18 protein-coding genes are annotated in these 17052 nt (G+C 74.0%); 6 read left to right on the forward strand and 12 right to left on the reverse strand.

The features are described from left to right. Position 1 precedes the first annotated feature (1 nt). The 3 genes from ACLQ2X_RS21155 to ACLQ2X_RS21165 form a co-directional block, all read right to left on the reverse strand. Entirely contained in the window at positions 2 to 1291 is a 1290-nt protein-coding gene (locus ACLQ2X_RS21155) for a cation:proton antiporter (RefSeq protein ID WP_425682802.1), read from the reverse strand. Positions 1292 to 1392: 101 nt separating this feature from the next. Then, positions 1393 to 2070 carry an HAD family hydrolase gene (locus ACLQ2X_RS21160; protein WP_425682803.1) on the reverse strand — a complete coding sequence of 226 codons (678 nt, stop codon included), beginning with the start codon at positions 2068 to 2070 and terminating at the stop codon, positions 1393 to 1395. Between the two features lie 9 nt (positions 2071 to 2079). Then, on the reverse strand, positions 2080 to 4224 hold the full coding sequence (locus ACLQ2X_RS21165; protein WP_425682804.1) for an ATP-binding SpoIIE family protein phosphatase: 2145 nt from the start codon (positions 4222 to 4224) through the stop codon (positions 2080 to 2082). A gap of 200 nt (positions 4225 to 4424) precedes the next feature. Here ACLQ2X_RS21165 and ACLQ2X_RS21170 point away from each other — a divergent pair, with 200 nt between their 5' ends. Then, positions 4425 to 5282: a mechanosensitive ion channel family protein gene (locus ACLQ2X_RS21170; protein WP_425682805.1), complete on the forward strand. Its 858-nt coding sequence runs from the start codon at positions 4425 to 4427 to the stop codon at positions 5280 to 5282. Positions 5283 to 5352: 70 nt separating this feature from the next. Here ACLQ2X_RS21170 and ACLQ2X_RS21175 read toward each other — a convergent pair whose 3' ends face one another. After that, positions 5353 to 5715 (reverse strand): DUF6401 family natural product biosynthesis protein, encoded by a 363-nt coding sequence (locus ACLQ2X_RS21175; protein WP_425682806.1) that lies wholly within the window; start codon positions 5713 to 5715, stop codon positions 5353 to 5355. A 164-nt stretch (positions 5716 to 5879) separates the two neighbouring features. Here ACLQ2X_RS21175 and ACLQ2X_RS21180 point away from each other — a divergent pair, with 164 nt between their 5' ends. Next, positions 5880 to 6326: a hypothetical protein gene (locus tag ACLQ2X_RS21180; RefSeq protein ID WP_425682807.1), complete on the forward strand. Its 447-nt coding sequence runs from the start codon at positions 5880 to 5882 to the stop codon at positions 6324 to 6326. 1 nt (position 6327) lies between these two features. On the opposite strand, the gene ACLQ2X_RS21185 is transcribed toward ACLQ2X_RS21180, so the two are convergent. The 5 genes from ACLQ2X_RS21185 to ACLQ2X_RS21205 all read right to left on the reverse strand — a co-directional run bounded on the left by ACLQ2X_RS21185 (position 6328) and on the right by ACLQ2X_RS21205 (position 9101). Further along, entirely contained in the window at positions 6328 to 6540 is a 213-nt protein-coding gene (locus tag ACLQ2X_RS21185) for a hypothetical protein (RefSeq protein ID WP_425682808.1), read from the reverse strand. Positions 6541 to 6703: 163 nt separating this feature from the next. Next, entirely contained in the window at positions 6704 to 6967 is a 264-nt protein-coding gene (locus ACLQ2X_RS21190) for a hypothetical protein (protein WP_425682809.1), read from the reverse strand. Between the two features lie 105 nt (positions 6968 to 7072). Continuing rightward, positions 7073 to 7534, reverse strand: coding sequence for an SRPBCC family protein (locus ACLQ2X_RS21195; RefSeq protein ID WP_425682810.1), 462 nt, complete (start codon positions 7532 to 7534; stop codon positions 7073 to 7075). 55 nt (positions 7535 to 7589) lie between these two features. Next, positions 7590 to 8006 carry a DUF2795 domain-containing protein gene (locus ACLQ2X_RS21200; protein WP_425682811.1) on the reverse strand — a complete coding sequence of 139 codons (417 nt, stop codon included), beginning with the start codon at positions 8004 to 8006 and terminating at the stop codon, positions 7590 to 7592. Between the two features lie 57 nt (positions 8007 to 8063). Further along, positions 8064 to 9101, reverse strand: coding sequence for a YihY/virulence factor BrkB family protein (locus ACLQ2X_RS21205; protein ID WP_425682812.1), 1038 nt, complete (start codon positions 9099 to 9101; stop codon positions 8064 to 8066). A 135-nt stretch (positions 9102 to 9236) separates the two neighbouring features. Between ACLQ2X_RS21205 and ACLQ2X_RS21210 the strand changes: the two genes are divergently transcribed. Next, complete coding sequence (locus ACLQ2X_RS21210; protein WP_425682813.1) at positions 9237 to 9641, forward strand: ChaB family protein; 405 nt, start codon at positions 9237 to 9239, stop codon at positions 9639 to 9641. A gap of 58 nt (positions 9642 to 9699) precedes the next feature. Here the strand turns inward: ACLQ2X_RS21210 and ACLQ2X_RS21215 are convergent, their stop codons facing one another. After that, positions 9700 to 11136, reverse strand: coding sequence for an aldehyde dehydrogenase family protein (locus ACLQ2X_RS21215; RefSeq protein WP_425682814.1), 1437 nt, complete (start codon positions 11134 to 11136; stop codon positions 9700 to 9702). Positions 11137 to 11206: 70 nt separating this feature from the next. Here ACLQ2X_RS21215 and ACLQ2X_RS21220 point away from each other — a divergent pair, with 70 nt between their 5' ends. Then, positions 11207 to 12799, forward strand: coding sequence for a phytoene desaturase family protein (locus tag ACLQ2X_RS21220; RefSeq protein WP_425682815.1), 1593 nt, complete (start codon positions 11207 to 11209; stop codon positions 12797 to 12799). 111 nt (positions 12800 to 12910) lie between these two features. Here the strand turns inward: ACLQ2X_RS21220 and ACLQ2X_RS21225 are convergent, their stop codons facing one another. Beyond that, positions 12911 to 13678 carry a polyprenol monophosphomannose synthase gene (locus ACLQ2X_RS21225; RefSeq protein ID WP_425682816.1) on the reverse strand — a complete coding sequence of 256 codons (768 nt, stop codon included), beginning with the start codon at positions 13676 to 13678 and terminating at the stop codon, positions 12911 to 12913. A gap of 90 nt (positions 13679 to 13768) precedes the next feature. Continuing rightward, positions 13769 to 14215 (reverse strand): SRPBCC family protein, encoded by a 447-nt coding sequence (locus ACLQ2X_RS21230; protein WP_425682817.1) that lies wholly within the window; start codon positions 14213 to 14215, stop codon positions 13769 to 13771. 180 nt (positions 14216 to 14395) lie between these two features. Here ACLQ2X_RS21230 and ACLQ2X_RS21235 point away from each other — a divergent pair, with 180 nt between their 5' ends. Continuing rightward, positions 14396 to 16075, forward strand: a complete 1680-nt coding sequence (locus ACLQ2X_RS21235) for an HAD-IIIA family hydrolase (RefSeq protein ID WP_425682818.1) — start codon at positions 14396 to 14398, stop codon at positions 16073 to 16075. Beyond that, on the forward strand, positions 16072 to 17052 hold a 981-nt coding region (locus tag ACLQ2X_RS21240), incomplete at its 3' end, for a glycosyltransferase (protein WP_425682819.1). The genes ACLQ2X_RS21235 and ACLQ2X_RS21240, both read left to right, overlap by 4 nt.

The following is a 17052-nucleotide window of genomic DNA, read 5'->3' on the forward strand; positions in this document are numbered from 1 at the left end:
CTCAACCGGTCGCAGCCACCGGTTGGGCCGCCGACCCGGCCCGCGTGTCCTCGCCTGTGCGTTCGCCCTCCCGGTCCAGCAACTGCATGACCGGGGTCGCGGCGACCCCGTGCGCCACCACCGACACCACCACCACCAGACCGACGGTGGCCCAGACCAGGTCCGCCTGCGGGAAGTCGGTCTTGCTGGTGGCGTACGCCAGGTAGTAGAACGAGCCGACACCCCGGATGCCGAACAGCGAGATCACCAGGTGCTCGGCCGGCTTGCCCGGCGCGCCGCGCAGCGACAGCCACCCGGCCAGCGGCCGGATCACCAGCACCAGGGCAAGCCCGGTCAGCGCCGCCGGCCAGGTCAGCGGAGCCAGCAGCCCGCCGATCACCGCGCCGCCGAACAGCAGCAGCAACAGCACCGTGAGCAGCCGTTCCACCTGCTCGGCGAAGTCGTGCAGCACGGAGTGGAACTCGCTCGTGCGTTCGGCGGCCCGGATCGCCCGGGCGGCCACGAAGACGGCCAGGAAGCCGTACCCGCCGACCACCTCGACCAGCCCGTACGCCAGGAACGTCGCGGCCAGCGCGAGGAACCCCTCGGAGTGCCGGGCCAGCCGCAGCTTGCTCGGAGCGCGGAAGAACAGCTTGCCGAGCAACCAGCCGATGAGCACCCCGCCACCGACCCCGGCGGCGAGCTTGTAGAGCACGTCCACGGCGAACCACTCGCCGAGCCATCCGGACGGCGCGAGCCCGGTGGTGGCGATGGCGATGGCCGCGTAGACGAACGGGAAGGCAAGCCCGTCGTTGAGGCCCGCCTCGGAGGTGAGCGCGAAACGCACCTCGTCCTCGGAGTCCTCCACATCGGTAGGTTCCCCGACCTGCACGTCGGAGGCGAGCACCGGGTCGGTGGGGGCGAGCGCCGCGCCCAGCAGCAACGCGGCGGCCGGCACCAGGCCGGCCCACCACCAGCCGAGCAGCGCCACCGCGGCGATGCACAGCGGCATGGCGATCGCCAGCAGCCGCCACGTCGACGACCAGCGGGCCCAGCTCAACGGACGGTCGATCTTCAGGCCGGCGCCCATCAGGGCGACGATCACCCCGACCTCGGTCAGGTGGGTGGTCAGCTCCGGCCAGCGCAACGGGTCCGGTGTGGGCATGCCGGTGGGTAGCAGGAACACCAGCATGCCGAGCCCGAGGAACGCGATCGGCATGGACAACGGCCGCCGTTCCAGCACCCGGGGCAGGACCCCCGCCAGCAGCGCACCGACGCCCAGCAGAGCGAACGCGACATCGACCGGTTCCACGGCACCACCCTTCCGTCGCCCGTTCGCCGGGCGGTGGAGTCCAGCAGTGCCCCGAAGAAGACCCGGTTAAGCCTGCCCGCGCCCGTCGATTGATCTGCCGGTCAGCCGAGCGCGCCGATCGCGCTCTGCCGCAGGGCGGCCAGCAGCTCGGCCGGATCGTCGTAGACGGCCACCGCGCCCGCACCGGCCAGCTCCGCACGGCCGGTGCCGCCACAGGTCAGACCGATGCAGGCGATGTCCAGCTTGCCGGCGGCGGCCACGTCCCACACCGAGTCGCCGACGAACACCACCCGTTCGGCGGCCAGCCCCGACTGGTCCAGCGCGGCGGCCAGGATGTCCGGCGCCGGCTTGCTCTCCCGCGCGTCCGCGGAGGAGGTCACCGTGTCGATCACGTCGTCCGCGTCCAGCGCCGCCCGCAACGCGCCCACCTCGTGCTCGGCGGCCGAGGTGGCCAGCACCACCCGTAGGCCCCGCTCCGCGCAGGCGTACAGCAGCTCCCGCGCCCCGGGCAGCGGCACCAGCCGCTCCCAGTACTCGGCGTACAACGCGTCGTGCGCGTCGCGCAGCCGACCGTCGGCGTCCCGGTCCCGTTCGGCGCCGAGCAGGTGGTCGAGGAGTTTGTCCGAGCCCATGCCGATGGACCGGTGGACCCGGGCCATCGGCACCCGGTGGTCGGCCTGGCGCAGCGCCTCCCACCAACTCACCGTGTGCAGATAGGTGCTGTCGACCAGGGTGCCGTCCACGTCGAAGAGGACACCGCGTCGCTTGTCGTCGGCCATGGCCCGTTCCTACCCGAGTGGGGTGTCCCCGACGCGCGACCCGCCCGGAGGAATGAGGATCTCGAACCAGACCGTCGACCCGCGCACGGTCGGGTCGGTGCCCCAGGCGTCGCTCAGTTCCTCGATCAGGCCGAGCCCTCGGCCGCGGCTGCTCAGGGTGTCGGTCTGGGCCCGGGTGACCTGCCCCCGGGTGCCCGAGTCGGCCACCGACACCAGCAGTCGCTCGGCGCTGAGATCGACCTCCACCCGGGCCGCGGTGCCGGCGTGCAGCAGAGCATTCGTGGTCAGTTCGCTCGTGCACAATACGGCCGCGCCGACCACCGCCTCCGGCACCTGCCACTCGGTGAGTTGGGCGGTCATCCAGTGCCGTACCCGGCTCGGTGCGGTCGGCTCGGCCGGCACCTCCATTCCGGCCGAGCGGCTGGGCCGCACCGCGTACTCCACGGCGAGCACCGCCACGTCGTCCTCGGTGGCACCGGGCACGGCGGCGGTCGCCACCGCGCACAGTGCGCGCGGATCCCCGCTGCCCGCACCGGTCACCGCCGCGCCCAGCCGGGACATGCCGGTGGCCAGGTCCTGCCAGCGTCGTTCCACCACGCCGTCGCTGTAGAGCAGCAGCGTGTCGCCGGGGCGGAACGGCACGGTCACGGTGCGTCCGACGCCGCCCAGACCCAGCGGCGGGCCGGGTGGCACCTCGACGAACCCGGCGACCGGCGCGCCGTCGGCACCGCCGCGCCGGATCAGCGGGGCCGGATGCCCGGCGCTGGCCAGCGTGATCCGCTCCCGTTCCGCGTCGACCACACCGAACACCACGGTCACGAACAACTCGTGCGTGGCGCCCTCGGTGCCCAGGCTGGCCACCAGCCGGTCCAGGCCGCCGAGCACCGCGTCCGGACGGGGGTCCACCAGCGCCAGCGCGCGTAGCGCGGCGCGTACCTGACCCATCCGGGCGGCGGCCTGCACGTCGTGTCCGGCCACGTCACCGAGGACCACACCCAGCGCGCCGCCGGGTAGCAGGAACGCGTCGTAGAAGTCACCGCCAGCGGCGTTGCCGTCCACACCCGGGTCGTAGCGGGCGGCGATGCGCAGCCGCGGCAGGTCGGGCAGCCGCTCCGGCAGCATGCTGCGTTGCAGCAGTTGGGCGGTGCCGTGCTGGGTCTCGAAGCGGCGGGCCCGCTCGGCGGCCTGCCCGACCAGTTCGGCCGACGCGGCGAGCAGCGCCCGCTCCGCGGGCGACCAGGGACGGGGCGCGCGGTAACCCACCGTGAGTGAGCCCCGCACCACGGCCGAACGCAGCGGCAGCGCGGCCAACGCGCGGATCTTCTCGTCGTGCCGGTCCACCGCCACCTCGCGCAACGGCTGGCCGTCGGCGGTGAACGAGGCGACGCCACTGCGCGCGGCCACGACGGCCGGCATCGGCGCGTCGGGTGGCATCCGGCGCCACAGCGGGGGCAGCCGCTCGTCGGCCTCGTCGAGCAACTCGCCGCGGATGCGGCGGACCAGCCGCCAGGCGGGGCCCTCGTCCACGGCGAACGACACCCGGTCGGCGTCGAAGGAGTGCAGGCAGTAGCGCAGCGTCACCCGGGCCACGTCGTCCAGGGTGAGCGTGCCGGACAGTGCGGCCGCGAAGTCGCTCAGGCTCTGCAACTGCTGGGTCAGCTGGGTGGTCTGCGCCGAGACGGTGAGCACCCCGACGATGTGGCCGGTCGAGTCGCGCACCGGTGAGTGCCCCCGGGTGAACACCGCAGGTTCGGCAGGGCCGGCGCCCTGCCGGTCCGCCGGCAGCACCACCTCCCGCTCAAGGAACGGCTCGCCCTGCCGGTAGACCCGCTCCAGCGCCTCGCCGGCACCGGGCTCCCGCCATACCTCGGCGAACACCTCCGCGGCGGGCCGGCCCAGTGCGTGCGGGTGGCGGTCGCCGATCAGTTCCGCGTACCCGTCGTTGTAGAGCAGGGCCAGGTCGTCGCCGAGCAGCAACGCCATCGGAACGGGGGAGGCGAGCACCACCTCGGCCACGGCCCGCACCGCCGGGTCCCACGTGTCCGGCGCCCCGAGGGGCGTGCCGGCCCAGGGGTGGACGGCCGCGTACGGATCGGCGGTCGCTCCCGGAGCGGGGACGGGCGACGGGGGGACCCGGCCGACGGTGCCTGGCATGCCCCGCAGCCTAGCCGCAGCGCGGTCGGCCGGTCCCGATCCTCCTGCCGGTCGGCGGCCGAGCTCGTCGCGTGCGGGATGTTTGTCCAGGTCAGGGCCCATTCGGGGCGCATGTCGGGAAATTGCCCCGGGCCGGTCCGGCGTGCTGCCGGGGTCATCGGGTATGCGGGCGGCGCAGTTCACGCGACAGGAGGGACATCATGCCGAAAACCCTCGCGGTCGGTCAGGTCGACATCGGTGCGGCCTGGACCGACTTCTGGAGGTCGGTGCTGCTCTTCGTACCGAGAGCGATCGCGTTCGTCGTAATCCTCATCGTGGGTTGGCTCATCGCCCGAGTCGTCCTCAAGATCGTGGACGCGGCACTGGAACGGGTCGGGTTCGACCGCGCCGTCGAACGCGGCGGCGTCAAACGGGCCCTCGAACGCACCAAGTACGACGCCAGCGACATCCTGGCCAAACTGGCCTACTACGCGGTCCTGCTGTTCACCCTGCAGTTCGCATTCGGGGTGTGGGGACCGAACGCGATCAGCGACCTGATCCGTGGGGTGGTGTCGTGGCTGCCACGAGCCTTCGTGGCGATCGTGATCGTGGTGATCGCCGCCGCCATCGCCAACGCGGTCCGGGACCTGGTCTCCGGCGCGCTCGGCGGGCTCTCGTACGGTCGGGTGCTGGCCGACGTGACGGCGATCTTCATCCTGGCGCTCGGCGTCATCGCCGCGCTGAACCAGGTGGGTATCGCCACCGCGGTGACCACGCCGGTGCTGGTGGCGTTCCTCGCCACCGTGGCCGGCATCCTGATCGTCGGTGTCGGTGGTGGTCTGGTCAAGCCGATGCAGGACCGGTGGGACGGTTGGCTGCACCGGGCCGCGGAGGAGTCCCGGTCGTTCCGGGAGCAGCGGCAGGCGCAGCAGGCCGGTCGCGGCGACTACGAGCGGCAGATGGCCGACCGGGGCGGACAGCCCAGGCCGGCGGCGCCGCAGTCGACGATGTCGGGCGCGAGCACGCACCGCTCCGGCGAGGGCGACGAAACACAGCAGTTCCGCCGGCCGAACGGCTGACGGTGAACGGTGACGGGGTGTCCGCGGGGCGATCGCGGGCGCCCCGCGCCGTCGTGCGCGGCGGCGGCTCTCAGGCCAGGTGGCGCGGGTCCAGCGCGCGGGCCAGCAGGCAGACCGCGAGCAGGCGGGTGAGCAGCCAGTCGGGCGCCGACCAGTCCACCGGTTCCTCCGGCGGGGTCCAGCCGTGCTCGGTCGCCGCGTCGCGCAGCCCTTCGACGTAGCCGGCCAACGCGGCCACGGTCAGCTGGCGGCGGTCGCCGTTGAGGCTGTCGCGTACCCCGGCGGCGTGCTGGTCGACCTCGGCCAGCAGCCCTGGATTGGCCCGGGCGGCGGCCAGGCCGGCGCTGCCGACGGCGGCGGTCAGCGTGGTGAGGGTCGACCGCGCGGCCACCGCCGTGGACGGGGTCGCGACCCGGTTCTTCGGCACGCGCATGGTGTCCGAGGCTAACTCCGGATGCGGCGGGCCGACGTCGGCCGACCGGCCGATGGCCGGATCGTCCGGGTCGCCCGCCGGACTCGTCCGCCGGGATTGAGCCGCCCGTCGGGGGGCAGAAGGGAACCGGGCGTACGACGCGGTGGGGGCCGAGGAGGCACGGGATGGGACAGCGGGTCGACGGGCCGGACGAGGCGCATCGCCGCCCGGACGGGGTGAGTGACGCCACGGTCGAGGCGCTCGGGAAGCTCAGCGAGGCTCTGGAGTGCGTCGAACGGGCCCGCGGGCACCTGTACGAGCTGCACCAGTTGATCGGCCACGCCGACCTGACGCTCGACGACGCGGTGGAGTTGTTCCGCGCGGCGGGGCACCCGGCGCTCGCCGAGCGGATCGACCGGGAACTGCTCGGCCGTAACGTCATCGCCGGCCGGTGGACGTTCCAGATCGTCGAGGACTTCGACGACGGCTACTACGCCCTGTTCCGCGACGTGGACCGGCAGGCCCGCGACGAACTGGTGGCGGGGCGGCGGCATCTGTACGAGGCGGAGATGAAGGAGCGCCGCCGCAGCCGTGGGGTGCCGGGACACGAGGCGCGCCCCGACACGCGCTGACTCAGTCGGTGAAGGGGGTGCCGGCCGGGCGCCGGCGGGCGCCGTCGTCGGCGATGATCACGGTCGCGACCATCAGCGCCACCACGAGGCTGAACAGCCAGGAGCTGTCCTCGGTGAATCTGGCCGCCACCGGGGCCTGGACCGCGGCGAGCAGGAAGCCCAGCCAGGCGAGCTGGCGCTGACGGTTGGAGAGGAAACCGGAGCCCTGTTGCATTCCGAAAGTCTTGCGCGCATCAGGGTGAGCGCCGTCAACCGTTCGGCCGATTCTAGATGGGCTGTCCGTTTTCTCGACCGCCCGGACAGTGCTTTTTGTCGTTTCGGGCAGGTGTGAGGACGCCGGTTCCGGGCACCGTACGCGGTGCCCGGAACCGTGGTCCCTACATGCTGTCCGGGCCGGTCCGGCCGATGGTCGACGGCCGGTACGCCCGGTCCGCGTCGGTCATCTCACGCCGCTCGGCCTCCGGGCCGGCGCCCCGGTCCACCGCCTCCGGGCCGTGGCCGAACGCGGCCTCCTCGCCCGCGTCGTTGGCGGTGGCGTCGTCGCCCTGGCCGTCCGTGGCCGACCGGGCGATCGCCTGGTCCAGTTCGTGCAGGGAGGTGCGTTCCTCGTCGCGCCACACGTGGCGGTCGTTGTCGGTCATTGCCCTGCGGTACCCGCACCCGATGATCGCAAACGGTGGCCGTGCGGACACGGCGATGGCCGCCGGGAAACCGGCGGCCATCGAGAGTCGAGGGGGAAATGTCGCTCAGGGGGTCGGTCGGTCGACCGCGCCACGCCAGGCGCCCGTCTCCTGACCGCGTCGCTCGATGAACGTCTTGAACCGCTCCAGATCGCCCTTCGCGCGTCGGTCGACCACGCCCAGCTTGTCACCGGCCTGCTCGACCACGCCGTGCGGCTCGAACTCCAGCTGCAACGTGACCCGGGTGTGCCCCTCGTCCAGGCGGTGGAAGGTCACCACACCGGCCTGCTGGGTGCCCCCGGTGGAACGCCAGGCCACCCGCTCGTCCGGCAACTGCTCGGTGATCTCGGCGTCGAACTCGCGCTTCACACCCGCGATCTCGACCGTCCAGTGGGTCATCGTGTCGGAGAGCTGACGGACCTCCTGCACGCCCTCCATGAAGTGCGGGAACTCCTCGAACTGGGTCCACTGGTCGTAAGCGGTCCGGATCGGGACGTCCACGTCCACGTGCTCGGTAACGCCACTCATCTCGGGGTTCCTCCTGTTCCGCCGGTGTCGTCGTACGGGTCGTGGGCCGACCCGCTCACCAGCGCGTCGTCTCGTTCCGGTGCCCGAGTGCGGCCCACACCTCGGAAATCGTCTGGTAGAGGGTGCCCTCGGGCAGGGTCTCCAGGGCGGCGACGAGGTCCGCGGGGGCCTCGTTCTCCCGCGCGTTGGCGATCAGCGTGTCCCGGTCGCCCGGCAGCGCGGCCATGCCGATGAAACGGCCGAGACGGCTGCGCTCCTCCACGTCCGCCGAACTCATGCCCTGGGGAGCGCCGCTGCGCAGCTCGCCGGCCGGAGCCGTGGTCGCCTCGGGCTGGTCCTCGCCGGACGGCTCGGGCTGGCGGAACTCGTCGACCCGCGCGCCCCCGGCGCCCGGCCCCTGGACGAGCCCCTTGACCTCGCTGCTCATCTGGTCGTCGACCCTGGGCGAGTGCTTGCTGCTGCCTCGTTCCATGCCCTCGGAGATGCCCCGGGGGACCGCCGGTAAACCGGCGCCGACCGGGGGAGCCGGTCATCCGGGCGGCAACCGGTCGGCGGTCCTGCCCGGGCCTGCCTTGCCCGGATCTGCCTTGTCCTGGTCGGCGGGGGCGCGCGGCGGCAGCACCGGCTCGGCCGGCTCGTCGATACCCGCCTGCATCGCCCGGCCACGTTGCAACTCCGCGTTGACCTGGACACCGAGCATCAACGCGCAGTTGGACAGGTAGAGCCAGACCAGGAACGCGATGACCGCGCCGAGACTGCCGTACGTGACGTCGTAGGAGCCGAAGTTCGCCACGTACAGGCCGAAACCGAAGGACGCGGCCACCCAGGCCACCAACGCCAGCCCGCCGCCCGGGGTGAGCCAGCGGAACCGCGGCTGCCGCACGTTCGGCGCGATCCAGAACAGCAGCGACAGCAGCGTCATCGCCACCGCCGCCAGCAGCGGCCACTTCGTCACCGTCCAGGTGGTCCGGGCCGCCGCCCCGGCGTGCAGCAGGTCACCCACCGCGTCGGTGACCGGGCCGCTGACGATCAGCCCGGCGGCGACCACGGCGAGCAGCACGAGCGTCACCGCGGCCATGCCGATCTGCAACGGGCGCAGGCGGTAGAACGGTCGGCCCTCCTGCACCCCGTAGATCGCGTTGGAGGCCCGGGTGAACGCGCCGATGAACCCGGACGCGGACCAGAGCGCCCCGAGCAGGCCGAAGCTCAGCAGCGCCTTCGCCGGACCCTGCTGCTCGACCACGTTGCGGACCACGCCGACGAACGCGTCGTTGCCGACCACCGAGCCCGCGCCGATCTCCCGGGCCAGGTCGATCACGGTGTCCACCGTGCGGGAGCCGTCGGAGACCAGCCCGACGAGCGCCACCACCACCACCGTCGAGGGGAACAGCGCCAGCACCCCGTAGTAGGTGAGGGCCGCCGCCCAGTCGGCGCAGTTGTCCTTGACGAAACCCTGGGCGCTGCGCGCCAGCACCCCCCGCCAGGTGCGCCAGTTCAGTTGGCGGATGCGGCGGGGGAACCGGGACCGGTCCCGGTCGCCGACCGCGGATGGTGTCGTCACGGTCATGTCCGCCTCCTCGACGCCGAGAACCGGCGTGGCCCGCCGGTACCCGGCGCCGGAAATCGACAAACCGCCCGCCGGTTTGTCCTCCCCGCGACAGGGAACCACACAAGACACCCGAACGAGGCGGAGGAGGACAAGATGCCCGGGCGCGAGGTACTGCCCAGCACGCTGCGACGCTCCCCGGCGAAGGCGCAGCGGACCTGGGTGAAGACGCACGACTCGGCGGTCGAGACGTACGGCGAGGGGGAGCGGGCGCACCGCGCCGCCTTCGCCGCGGTCAAGCACGAGTTCGAGAAGGTGGGCGACCACTGGGAGCCCAAGGGGCGCAAGGGACCCAGCGACGCCCAGGCGGCCGGCGGCGGCCCGGCCCGGCGCGCGAAGACGGCCGGCGGGGTGGACGCCAACGCCACCAAGGACCACCTCATGGAGGTGGCGAAGAAGCTGGACGTGCGCGGCCGGTCCCGGATGACCAAGCCGGAACTGGTGAAGGCGATCGAGAAGGCCAACAACAACGCCACCCGTAAGGCCCGCGAGGGCCGCTGACCCCGGCGTTACGCGTCGGGCCCGGGACCGCCACGGTCCCGGGCACCGCGTGTCCGGATCACCAGTGGCCGCCGCCCGGGGCCTGCAGGTGCACTGCCTTCACGGCGCTGAACTCGTCGAGCAGTTCCGGGCCGTAGCCGAAGCCCCGACCGCTGCCCCGACGCGGCTCGGCGGCGCCGCCCGGCGCCCCGCCGAACACCGCGTTGACCTTCACGGTGCCCACCGGCAGCTCCCGCCAGGCACGCTGGGCGTGGCTCATCGAACCGGTCAGCACGGTCGCGGCCAGCCCGTACGGGGAGTCGGCCGCGCAGCGCAGCGCCTCGTCGAACGAGTCGACCACCACCACCGGGGCGACCGGCCCGAACGTCTCCTCCCGGACCAACGTCATGTCGTGCCGGCAGTCCTGCACCACCGTGGCCGGATAGAACGCCCCCGGCCCGTCCGGCAGCGCGCCGCCGACGCGTACCCGGGCCCCGGCGGCCACCGCGGCGGCGACCTGACCGTGCACGTGGTCCCGGTGCCCCCGGTCGACGAGCGGACCGAGCTGGGTACGCGGGTCACGTCCCGGCCCGACGGTGAGCGCCCCGGCGCGCGCCACCAGCGCGTCGAGGAAGTCCGCGGCGACGTCGCGGTGCACGTAGATCCGCTCCACCGCGACGCAGATCTGACCGGCGTTGGCGAAGCAGCCCAGCGCCGCCTGTTCGGCCGCCCACCCCGGGTCGACGTCCGCGTCCACCACCAGGGGGTCGCTGCCGCCGTTCTCCAGCAGCACCTTCGCCCCGGTACGGGCGCCGGCGGCGGCGATCGAGCGGCCGGTGGCGGTGGCGCCCACGTGGGCCACCACGTCCACCTCCTCCTGGGCGGCCAGCGCGGCGCCCACCGCGCTGCCCCCGGTGAGCAGGGACAACACCCCCGCCGGCAACGCCGAGTCCAGCGCGCGGGCCAGCAGCCAGCCGGTGGCCGGGGTCCGCTCGCTCGGCTTGTGCAGCACCACGTTGCCGATGGCCAGGGCCGCGCCGAGCAGCCCGCAGGACACCGCCACCGGGTCGTTCCACGGGGTGATCGCGGCGACCACGCCGCGCGGTTCGGGGGCCATGAAGTCCAACGCCGAGGGGTCGCCGTGCAGGGTGCGGCCACCCCGTACCGGGGCCAGCTCGGCGTACTGTCGCAGCGTCCCGACGCCCGCCGCCACCCCGCCCCGCGCGTCGTCCAACGGCTTGCCCATCTCCGCGGTGGTCGCCTCGGCGAGGTCCTCGGCCGCCGCCTCGACCGCGTCGGCCGCCCGGTGCAGCGCCGCCGCCCGCTGCGCCGCCGGGGTCGCCGCCCAACCCGCCGCCGCGTCCCGCGCCGCGGAGACCGCCTTGGCGACCTCGTCGGCGGTGGCCACCGGCGCCCGGGTCACCGGCGACCCGTCGGCCGGGTCGTGGACGACCAACTCGCCGCCCGCGCCACCGGCACCCCACACCCCACCCATGAGCTGCGCAACCGTGTACATGCGGCTGCTTGCCCCGGCCCGGGCGAGGCAAACGCGTTTCGTCAGGCGACGGCTCGGGTAGGCGGATCCGATGACCTCGACCGCCGACGCCATCGTCATCGGAGCCGGCCACAACGGGCTGGTGGCCGCGAACCTGCTGGTGGACGCCGGTTGGGACGTCGACGTGCTGGAGGCCACCGATGCCCCCGGCGGCGCGGTCCGCTCCGCGTACGTCACCGCGCCCGGCTATCTCAGCGACCTCTACAGCTCCTTCTACCCGCTCGGCTACGCCTCGCCGGTGCTGGCCGGGCTGGACCTGGAGCGCCACGGCCTGTCCTGGACGCACGCGCCGGACGTGCTGGCCCACCTGCTGCCGGACGGGCGCGCCGCGGTGGTCAACCGCGACCTGGACGTCACCGCCGCGTCGCTGGAGGCGTTCGCCCCGGGCGACGGGGAACGCTGGCGGCACGCGTACGCCGACTGGCGTCAGGTCGCCGAGCCGATGCTGGAGACCATTACCACCCCGTTCCCGCCGGTACGCGGTGGTTTTTCCCTGCTGCGCCAGCTGCGGGTGGGTGGCGCGCTGCGGCTGGCCCGTCGACTGGTGCTGCCGGTGCGCAAGCTGGGCGCCGAACTCTTCGACGGTGAGGGCGGGACGCTGCTGCTGGCCGGCTGCGCACTGCACACCGACCTGTCCCCGGAGGAGGCCGGCTCCGGCGTGTACGGCTGGTTGCTCGCCATGCTGGGCCAGGAGGTCGGCTGGCCGGTGCCGGTCGGCGGCGCGCAGCGGATCACCGACGCGCTCGTCGCCCGGCTCGTCGAACGCGGCGGGCGGATCACGTACGGCGCCCGGGTCGAGCGGGTGCTCACCGCCCGGGGTCGCGCCATGGGTGTGCGTACCGTCGGCGGGGCCGACTGGCGGGCCCGCCGCGCGGTGCTGGCCGACGTGCCCGCCCCGGCGCTCTTCCTCGACCTGGTCGGCGCGGCGGCGTTGCCGCCCCGCATGGTCGAGGACCTGGCGCACTTCAAGTGGGACGGCTCCACGTTGAAGGTCGACTGGGCGTTGTCCGCGCCGGTGCCGTGGCAGAACCGGGACCTGGCCGGTGCCGGCACCGTGCATCTGGGCGCCGACCTCGACGGGCTCACCACGTACGCGGCCGAGTTGGCCCGCGGCGAGCTGCCCCGGGACCCGTTCCTGCTGGTGGGGCAGATGTCGGTGGCCGATCCGAGTCACTCCCCGCCGGGCACCGAGTCGCTCTGGGCCTACACCCACCTGCCGTTCCGCCGCAACTGGCGGGCGGAGGAGGTGGCCGGGCAGGTGGAGCGGATGGAGGAGGTGTTGGAGGCGGCGGCGCCGGGGTTCCGCGCGTCGGTCGTCGGCCGGCACGTCGCCGGTCCGGCCGACCTGGAGGCGGCCCAGCCGAGCCTGGTCGGCGGGGCGCTGGGCGGTGGCACCGCGGCGGCGTACCAGCAGCTGTTCCTGCGGCCGATCCCCGGGCTTGGCCGGGCCGACACCCCGGTGGACCGGCTCTACCTGGCCAGTGCCTCCGCCCATCCGGGCGGCGGGGTGCACGGCGCGCCGGGGGCCAACGCCGCCCGCGCCGCGCTGGCCCGGGACCGGGCCGTCACCGGAGGGCTGTACGCCCGGACGATCGCCGCCGCCCACCGCACCGTCTACCGCTGACCCGCCGGGGACGGGTCGTCGCGGGCCGCCCCGGCCGGTCCGCCGGCCGCGCACGCCGTGTGCCAGGTGTGGGCCGGGACGCGCCGGCCGAGGCGGGCCGCGGGGCAGGGGTCAGGTGTCGATGTTGCGGTGCCGGGTACGCAGCTTGAACGGCATCAACGCACTCTCGATCTTGGTGGCGGTGGTCATCTTCGAGTCGCCGTCGCGGCGCTCCTCGAAGCGGATCGGCACCTCCAGGATGGTGTGCCCCAGCTTGGTGGCCAGGTAGTGCATCTCCACCTGGAAGCTGTAGCCGTTGGACTGCACCCGCTCCAGCCCGATGGCCCGCAACGCGTCCGCCCGCCAGATCTTGAAACCGGCGGTCAGGTCGCGGATGCGGACCCGCAGCAGCGTGTGCACGTACAGGTTGGCCCAGCCGCTGAGCGCGCGCCGGTAGAGCGGCCAGTTCTCGTCCAGCTCACCGCCGGGCACATAGCGGGAACCGATGACCACCGACGCCTGGGTGGACAGCAGCGCGCCGAGCATCCCGGGCAGCGCCTCCGGCGGGTGCGACAGGTCGGCGTCCATCTGGGCGACGAACTCCGCACCGTCGTCGAGCGCCCGACCGATGCCGTCCACGTAAGCCCGGCCGAGCCCTTCCTTGCCCGCGCGGTGCACGACCATCACCCGGTCCGGGTGTTCGATGGCCAGCTTGTCGGCGACCTCACCGGTGCCGTCCGGGGAGTTGTCGTCCGCGACCAGCACCTTGAGCCCGGGCAGCGGCAGCGCGAGCAGGCGCTCGATCACCACCGGGAGGTTGCCCGCCTCGTTGTAGGTCGGAACGACGACGGTCAGGCGCGCATCCGCCCACGGGGAGGGCAACTGCACGGGTTCGATCATCACGGACATCCTCAGTCAGCCGACAGGTTCACCTGAGAGGGTAGCCAGTCCGTTTCGGGACAGCCGCCCAGACGCCCCGCGCCCGGTCGGTCACCGCCCCGGACGCTGCCGTGTCGCGATGTCCGACAGCCGGGCCAACGTCTCCCGGTTGCGCAGGTGCAGCACCAGGTCGTTGAGTTTGGTGCGGACCCACTTCAGCGGCCCGGCGGCGAAGTCCTCGCCGAGGGTCACCCGGGTCCGGCCGTCGGCCAGGGGCTCCAGGGCGAACGCCACGATCGCCTCCCCGGCCGGCCACAGTCCGGCCCGCAGCACGAGCCGGTGCGGTGGTTGGCACTCCAGGACCGTGGACGCGTCCTGAAGCGAGAACGGCCAGGGCCCGGCGCGGTGGTGCAACCGGCTGCCGACCCGGGGCCAGGCGTCGTCCACATCCCGCACGTGGGCGGTGCCCACCACCCAGTCGCTGTACGTCCACCCGTCCGCGAGCACCTCGAACACCTGCTCCGGGGGAGCGTCGATCACCTTCTCCACAACTGCCACCACCGATCCGTACCCCGGCGGGGGCCGCGCCTAACGGCGGCGCGGGTTAGCTTCTCGGCGGCGGCGGGTATCGCCGGACCGTGCGGCTCGAGGCCGGCCTCGCGGCCGGCGCGGCCACCGGCGGGGACGGCTCCGCCGAAGGTGACGTTTACTCCCCGGGGGGTCGGGAACCCGCCGCCCGTGCGACGGGACCAGGAGCGGGATCAGTGCAGGTCGGCCCGGGTGGACCCGGGCGCAGGCCGGCGTCCGTCCGGCCCGCGCCAGCCCGGTCTGTACGACGCCGTGCTGCTGGACCGGGACGGCACGCTCGTGGAGGACGTGCCGTACAACGGCGACCCGGAGAAGGTGCGACCGGTGCCCGGCGCCCGGGAGGCGCTGGACCGGTTGCGGGCCGCCGGGTTGCGACTGGCCGTGGTGACCAACCAGTCCGGCCTGGCGCGGGGCTGTTTCACCGCCCGCGACCTGAGCCTGGTCCACGACCGGGTGGAGGAGCTGCTCGGCCCGTTCGACCACTGGGCGGTCTGCCCGCACGCCGAGGCGGACGGATGCGCCTGCCGCAAGCCGGCGCCGGGGCTGGTGCACGAGGCCGCCCGCGCGTTGGGCACCACGCCCAGCCGGTGCGTGCTGATCGGGGACATCGGCGCGGACACCACCGCCGCCGCGGCCGCCGGGGCCGCCGCGATCCTGGTGCCGACGCCGGCCACCCGGGCCGCCGAGGTGGCCGCCGCGCCGACCGTCGCCGTGGACCTGCCGGACGCGGTGAACACGGTGCTGGCCCGGATGCGGCTGACCGGTGGGTCGCAGCCCGCCCCGCGCGCCCGCCGGGGCACGGTGCTCGTGGTGCGCAGCGACGCGGCCGGCGACGTGCTGGTGACGGGTCCGGGTATCCGGGCGGTCGCGGCCGGCGCCCGTCGGGTGGTGCTGCTGTGCGGTCCGCGCGGTCGGGCCGCCGCCGACCTGCTGCTCGGCGTCGACGACATCATCGAAGCGCCGCTGCCCTGGATCGACGCCCCCGCACCGCCGGTGGACCCGGACGCCGTGCGCGCGCTGACCGACCGGCTCGCCGCGGTCCACGCCGACGAGGCGGTCGTGTTCACCTCCTTCCACCAGTCACCCCTGCCCCTGGCCCTGCTGTTGCGCCTGGCCGGCGTGCCCAGGATCAGCGCCATCAGCGACGACTACCCGGGCAGCCTGCTCGACGTGCGTCACCGCGTACCGGCCGGCGTACCCGAACCCGAACGCGCCCTGTCCCTGGCCGCCGCCGCCGGTTACGCCCTGCCCGAGCACGACGAACCCACCCTGCGCATCCGGACCGACCGGCTGCCGCGGGTCCCGGACGTCGTCGGCGAACCCGGATACGTGGTGCTGCACCCGGGCTCGTCGGTGCCGACCCGGGCGTGCCCGGAGGACCTGGCCACGCGGGTGGTGCGGGTGCTCGGGGCGGCCGGTCACCGGGTGCTGGTCACCGGCGGGCCGGCCGAGCGGGACCTGACCGCCCGGGTGGCCGCGGCCGGCGGCGTCGACCTGGGGGGCCGGACCGGACTGGCCGACCTGGCGGCGGTGGTCGCCGGGGCCGGCGCGCTCGTGGTGGGCAACACCGGGCCGGCGCACCTGGCCGCGGCGCTGCGGGTGCCGGTGGTCAGCCTGTTCGCCCCGACCGTCCCGTTCGGACAGTGGGGGCCCTACCGGGTGCCCACCGTCCGCCTCGGTGACGCCGCCGCACCGTGCCGGGACACCCGCGCCACCACCTGCCCGGTGCCCGGGCACCCGTGCCTGTCGTCGGTCGAGCCGGGCCGGGTGCTGGAGGCGTTGCGGCTGCTCGGCGTGCCGGCGCCGGTGACGGGCGGGGTGGCCGGATGAACATCCTGCTGTGGCACGTGCACGGCTCGTGGACCACGTCGTTCGTGCACGGCGGACATCGCTACCTCGTGCCAATCACCCCGGACCGGGGCCCCTACGGTCTCGGCCGGGCCCGCACCTACCCCTGGCCCGACAACGCCGTCGAGGTCACCCCCGAGGACCTGCGCCACACCGACGTCGACGTGGTCATCCTGCAACGCCCCGAGGAACTCGACCTGGCCACCGAATGGCTCGGCCGACGGCCCGGCCGGGACCTGCCCGCCGTCTACGTCGAACACAACACCCCCAAGGGCGACGTCCCGAACACCCGCCACCCAATGGCCGACCGCGACGACCTCCTCCTGGCCCACGTCACCGCCTTCAACCAGGTCTTCTGGGACAGCGGCACCACCCCCACCGCGGTCGTCGACCACGGCGTCGTGCCGCCGGAGGTCGACTGGACCGGCGAACTCGACCGCCTCGCCGTCGTCATCAACGAGCCGGTACGCCGCTGGCGGGTCACCGGCACCGACCTGCTCGCCCGGTTCGCCGACATCGCCCCGCTCGACGTCTACGGCATGGGGGTCGACGGGCTCGCCGCCCACCTCGGCCTCCCCGCGGACCGGCTCACCACCCACGACGACGTGCCCCAGCACGTCATGCACGCCGAACTGGCCAGACGCCGTGCCTACCTGCACCTGTGCCGGTGGACCTCACTCGGTCTGAGCCTCGTCGAGGCCATGACCATCGGCATGCCCGTCATCGCCCTGGCCACCACCGAAGCCGTCGAAGCCGTACCGCCCGACGCCGGTGCGCTGTCCACCCGGGTCGACGTGCTCCTCGACGCCGCCCGGGGCCTGCTCGACGATCCGGCGTCCGCCCGCCGGGCGGGCGCCGCCGCCCGCGCCGCCGCCCGCGAACGGTACGGCGGGGCGCGGGTCCGCGCCGCCTGGGACCGGGGGCTGGAGGCGGGAGTATGCGCCTCGCGAGGATGTCGG

Source organism: Micromonospora sp. DT31, assembly GCF_049841795.1.
Classification (GTDB): domain Bacteria; phylum Actinomycetota; class Actinomycetes; order Mycobacteriales; family Micromonosporaceae; genus Micromonospora.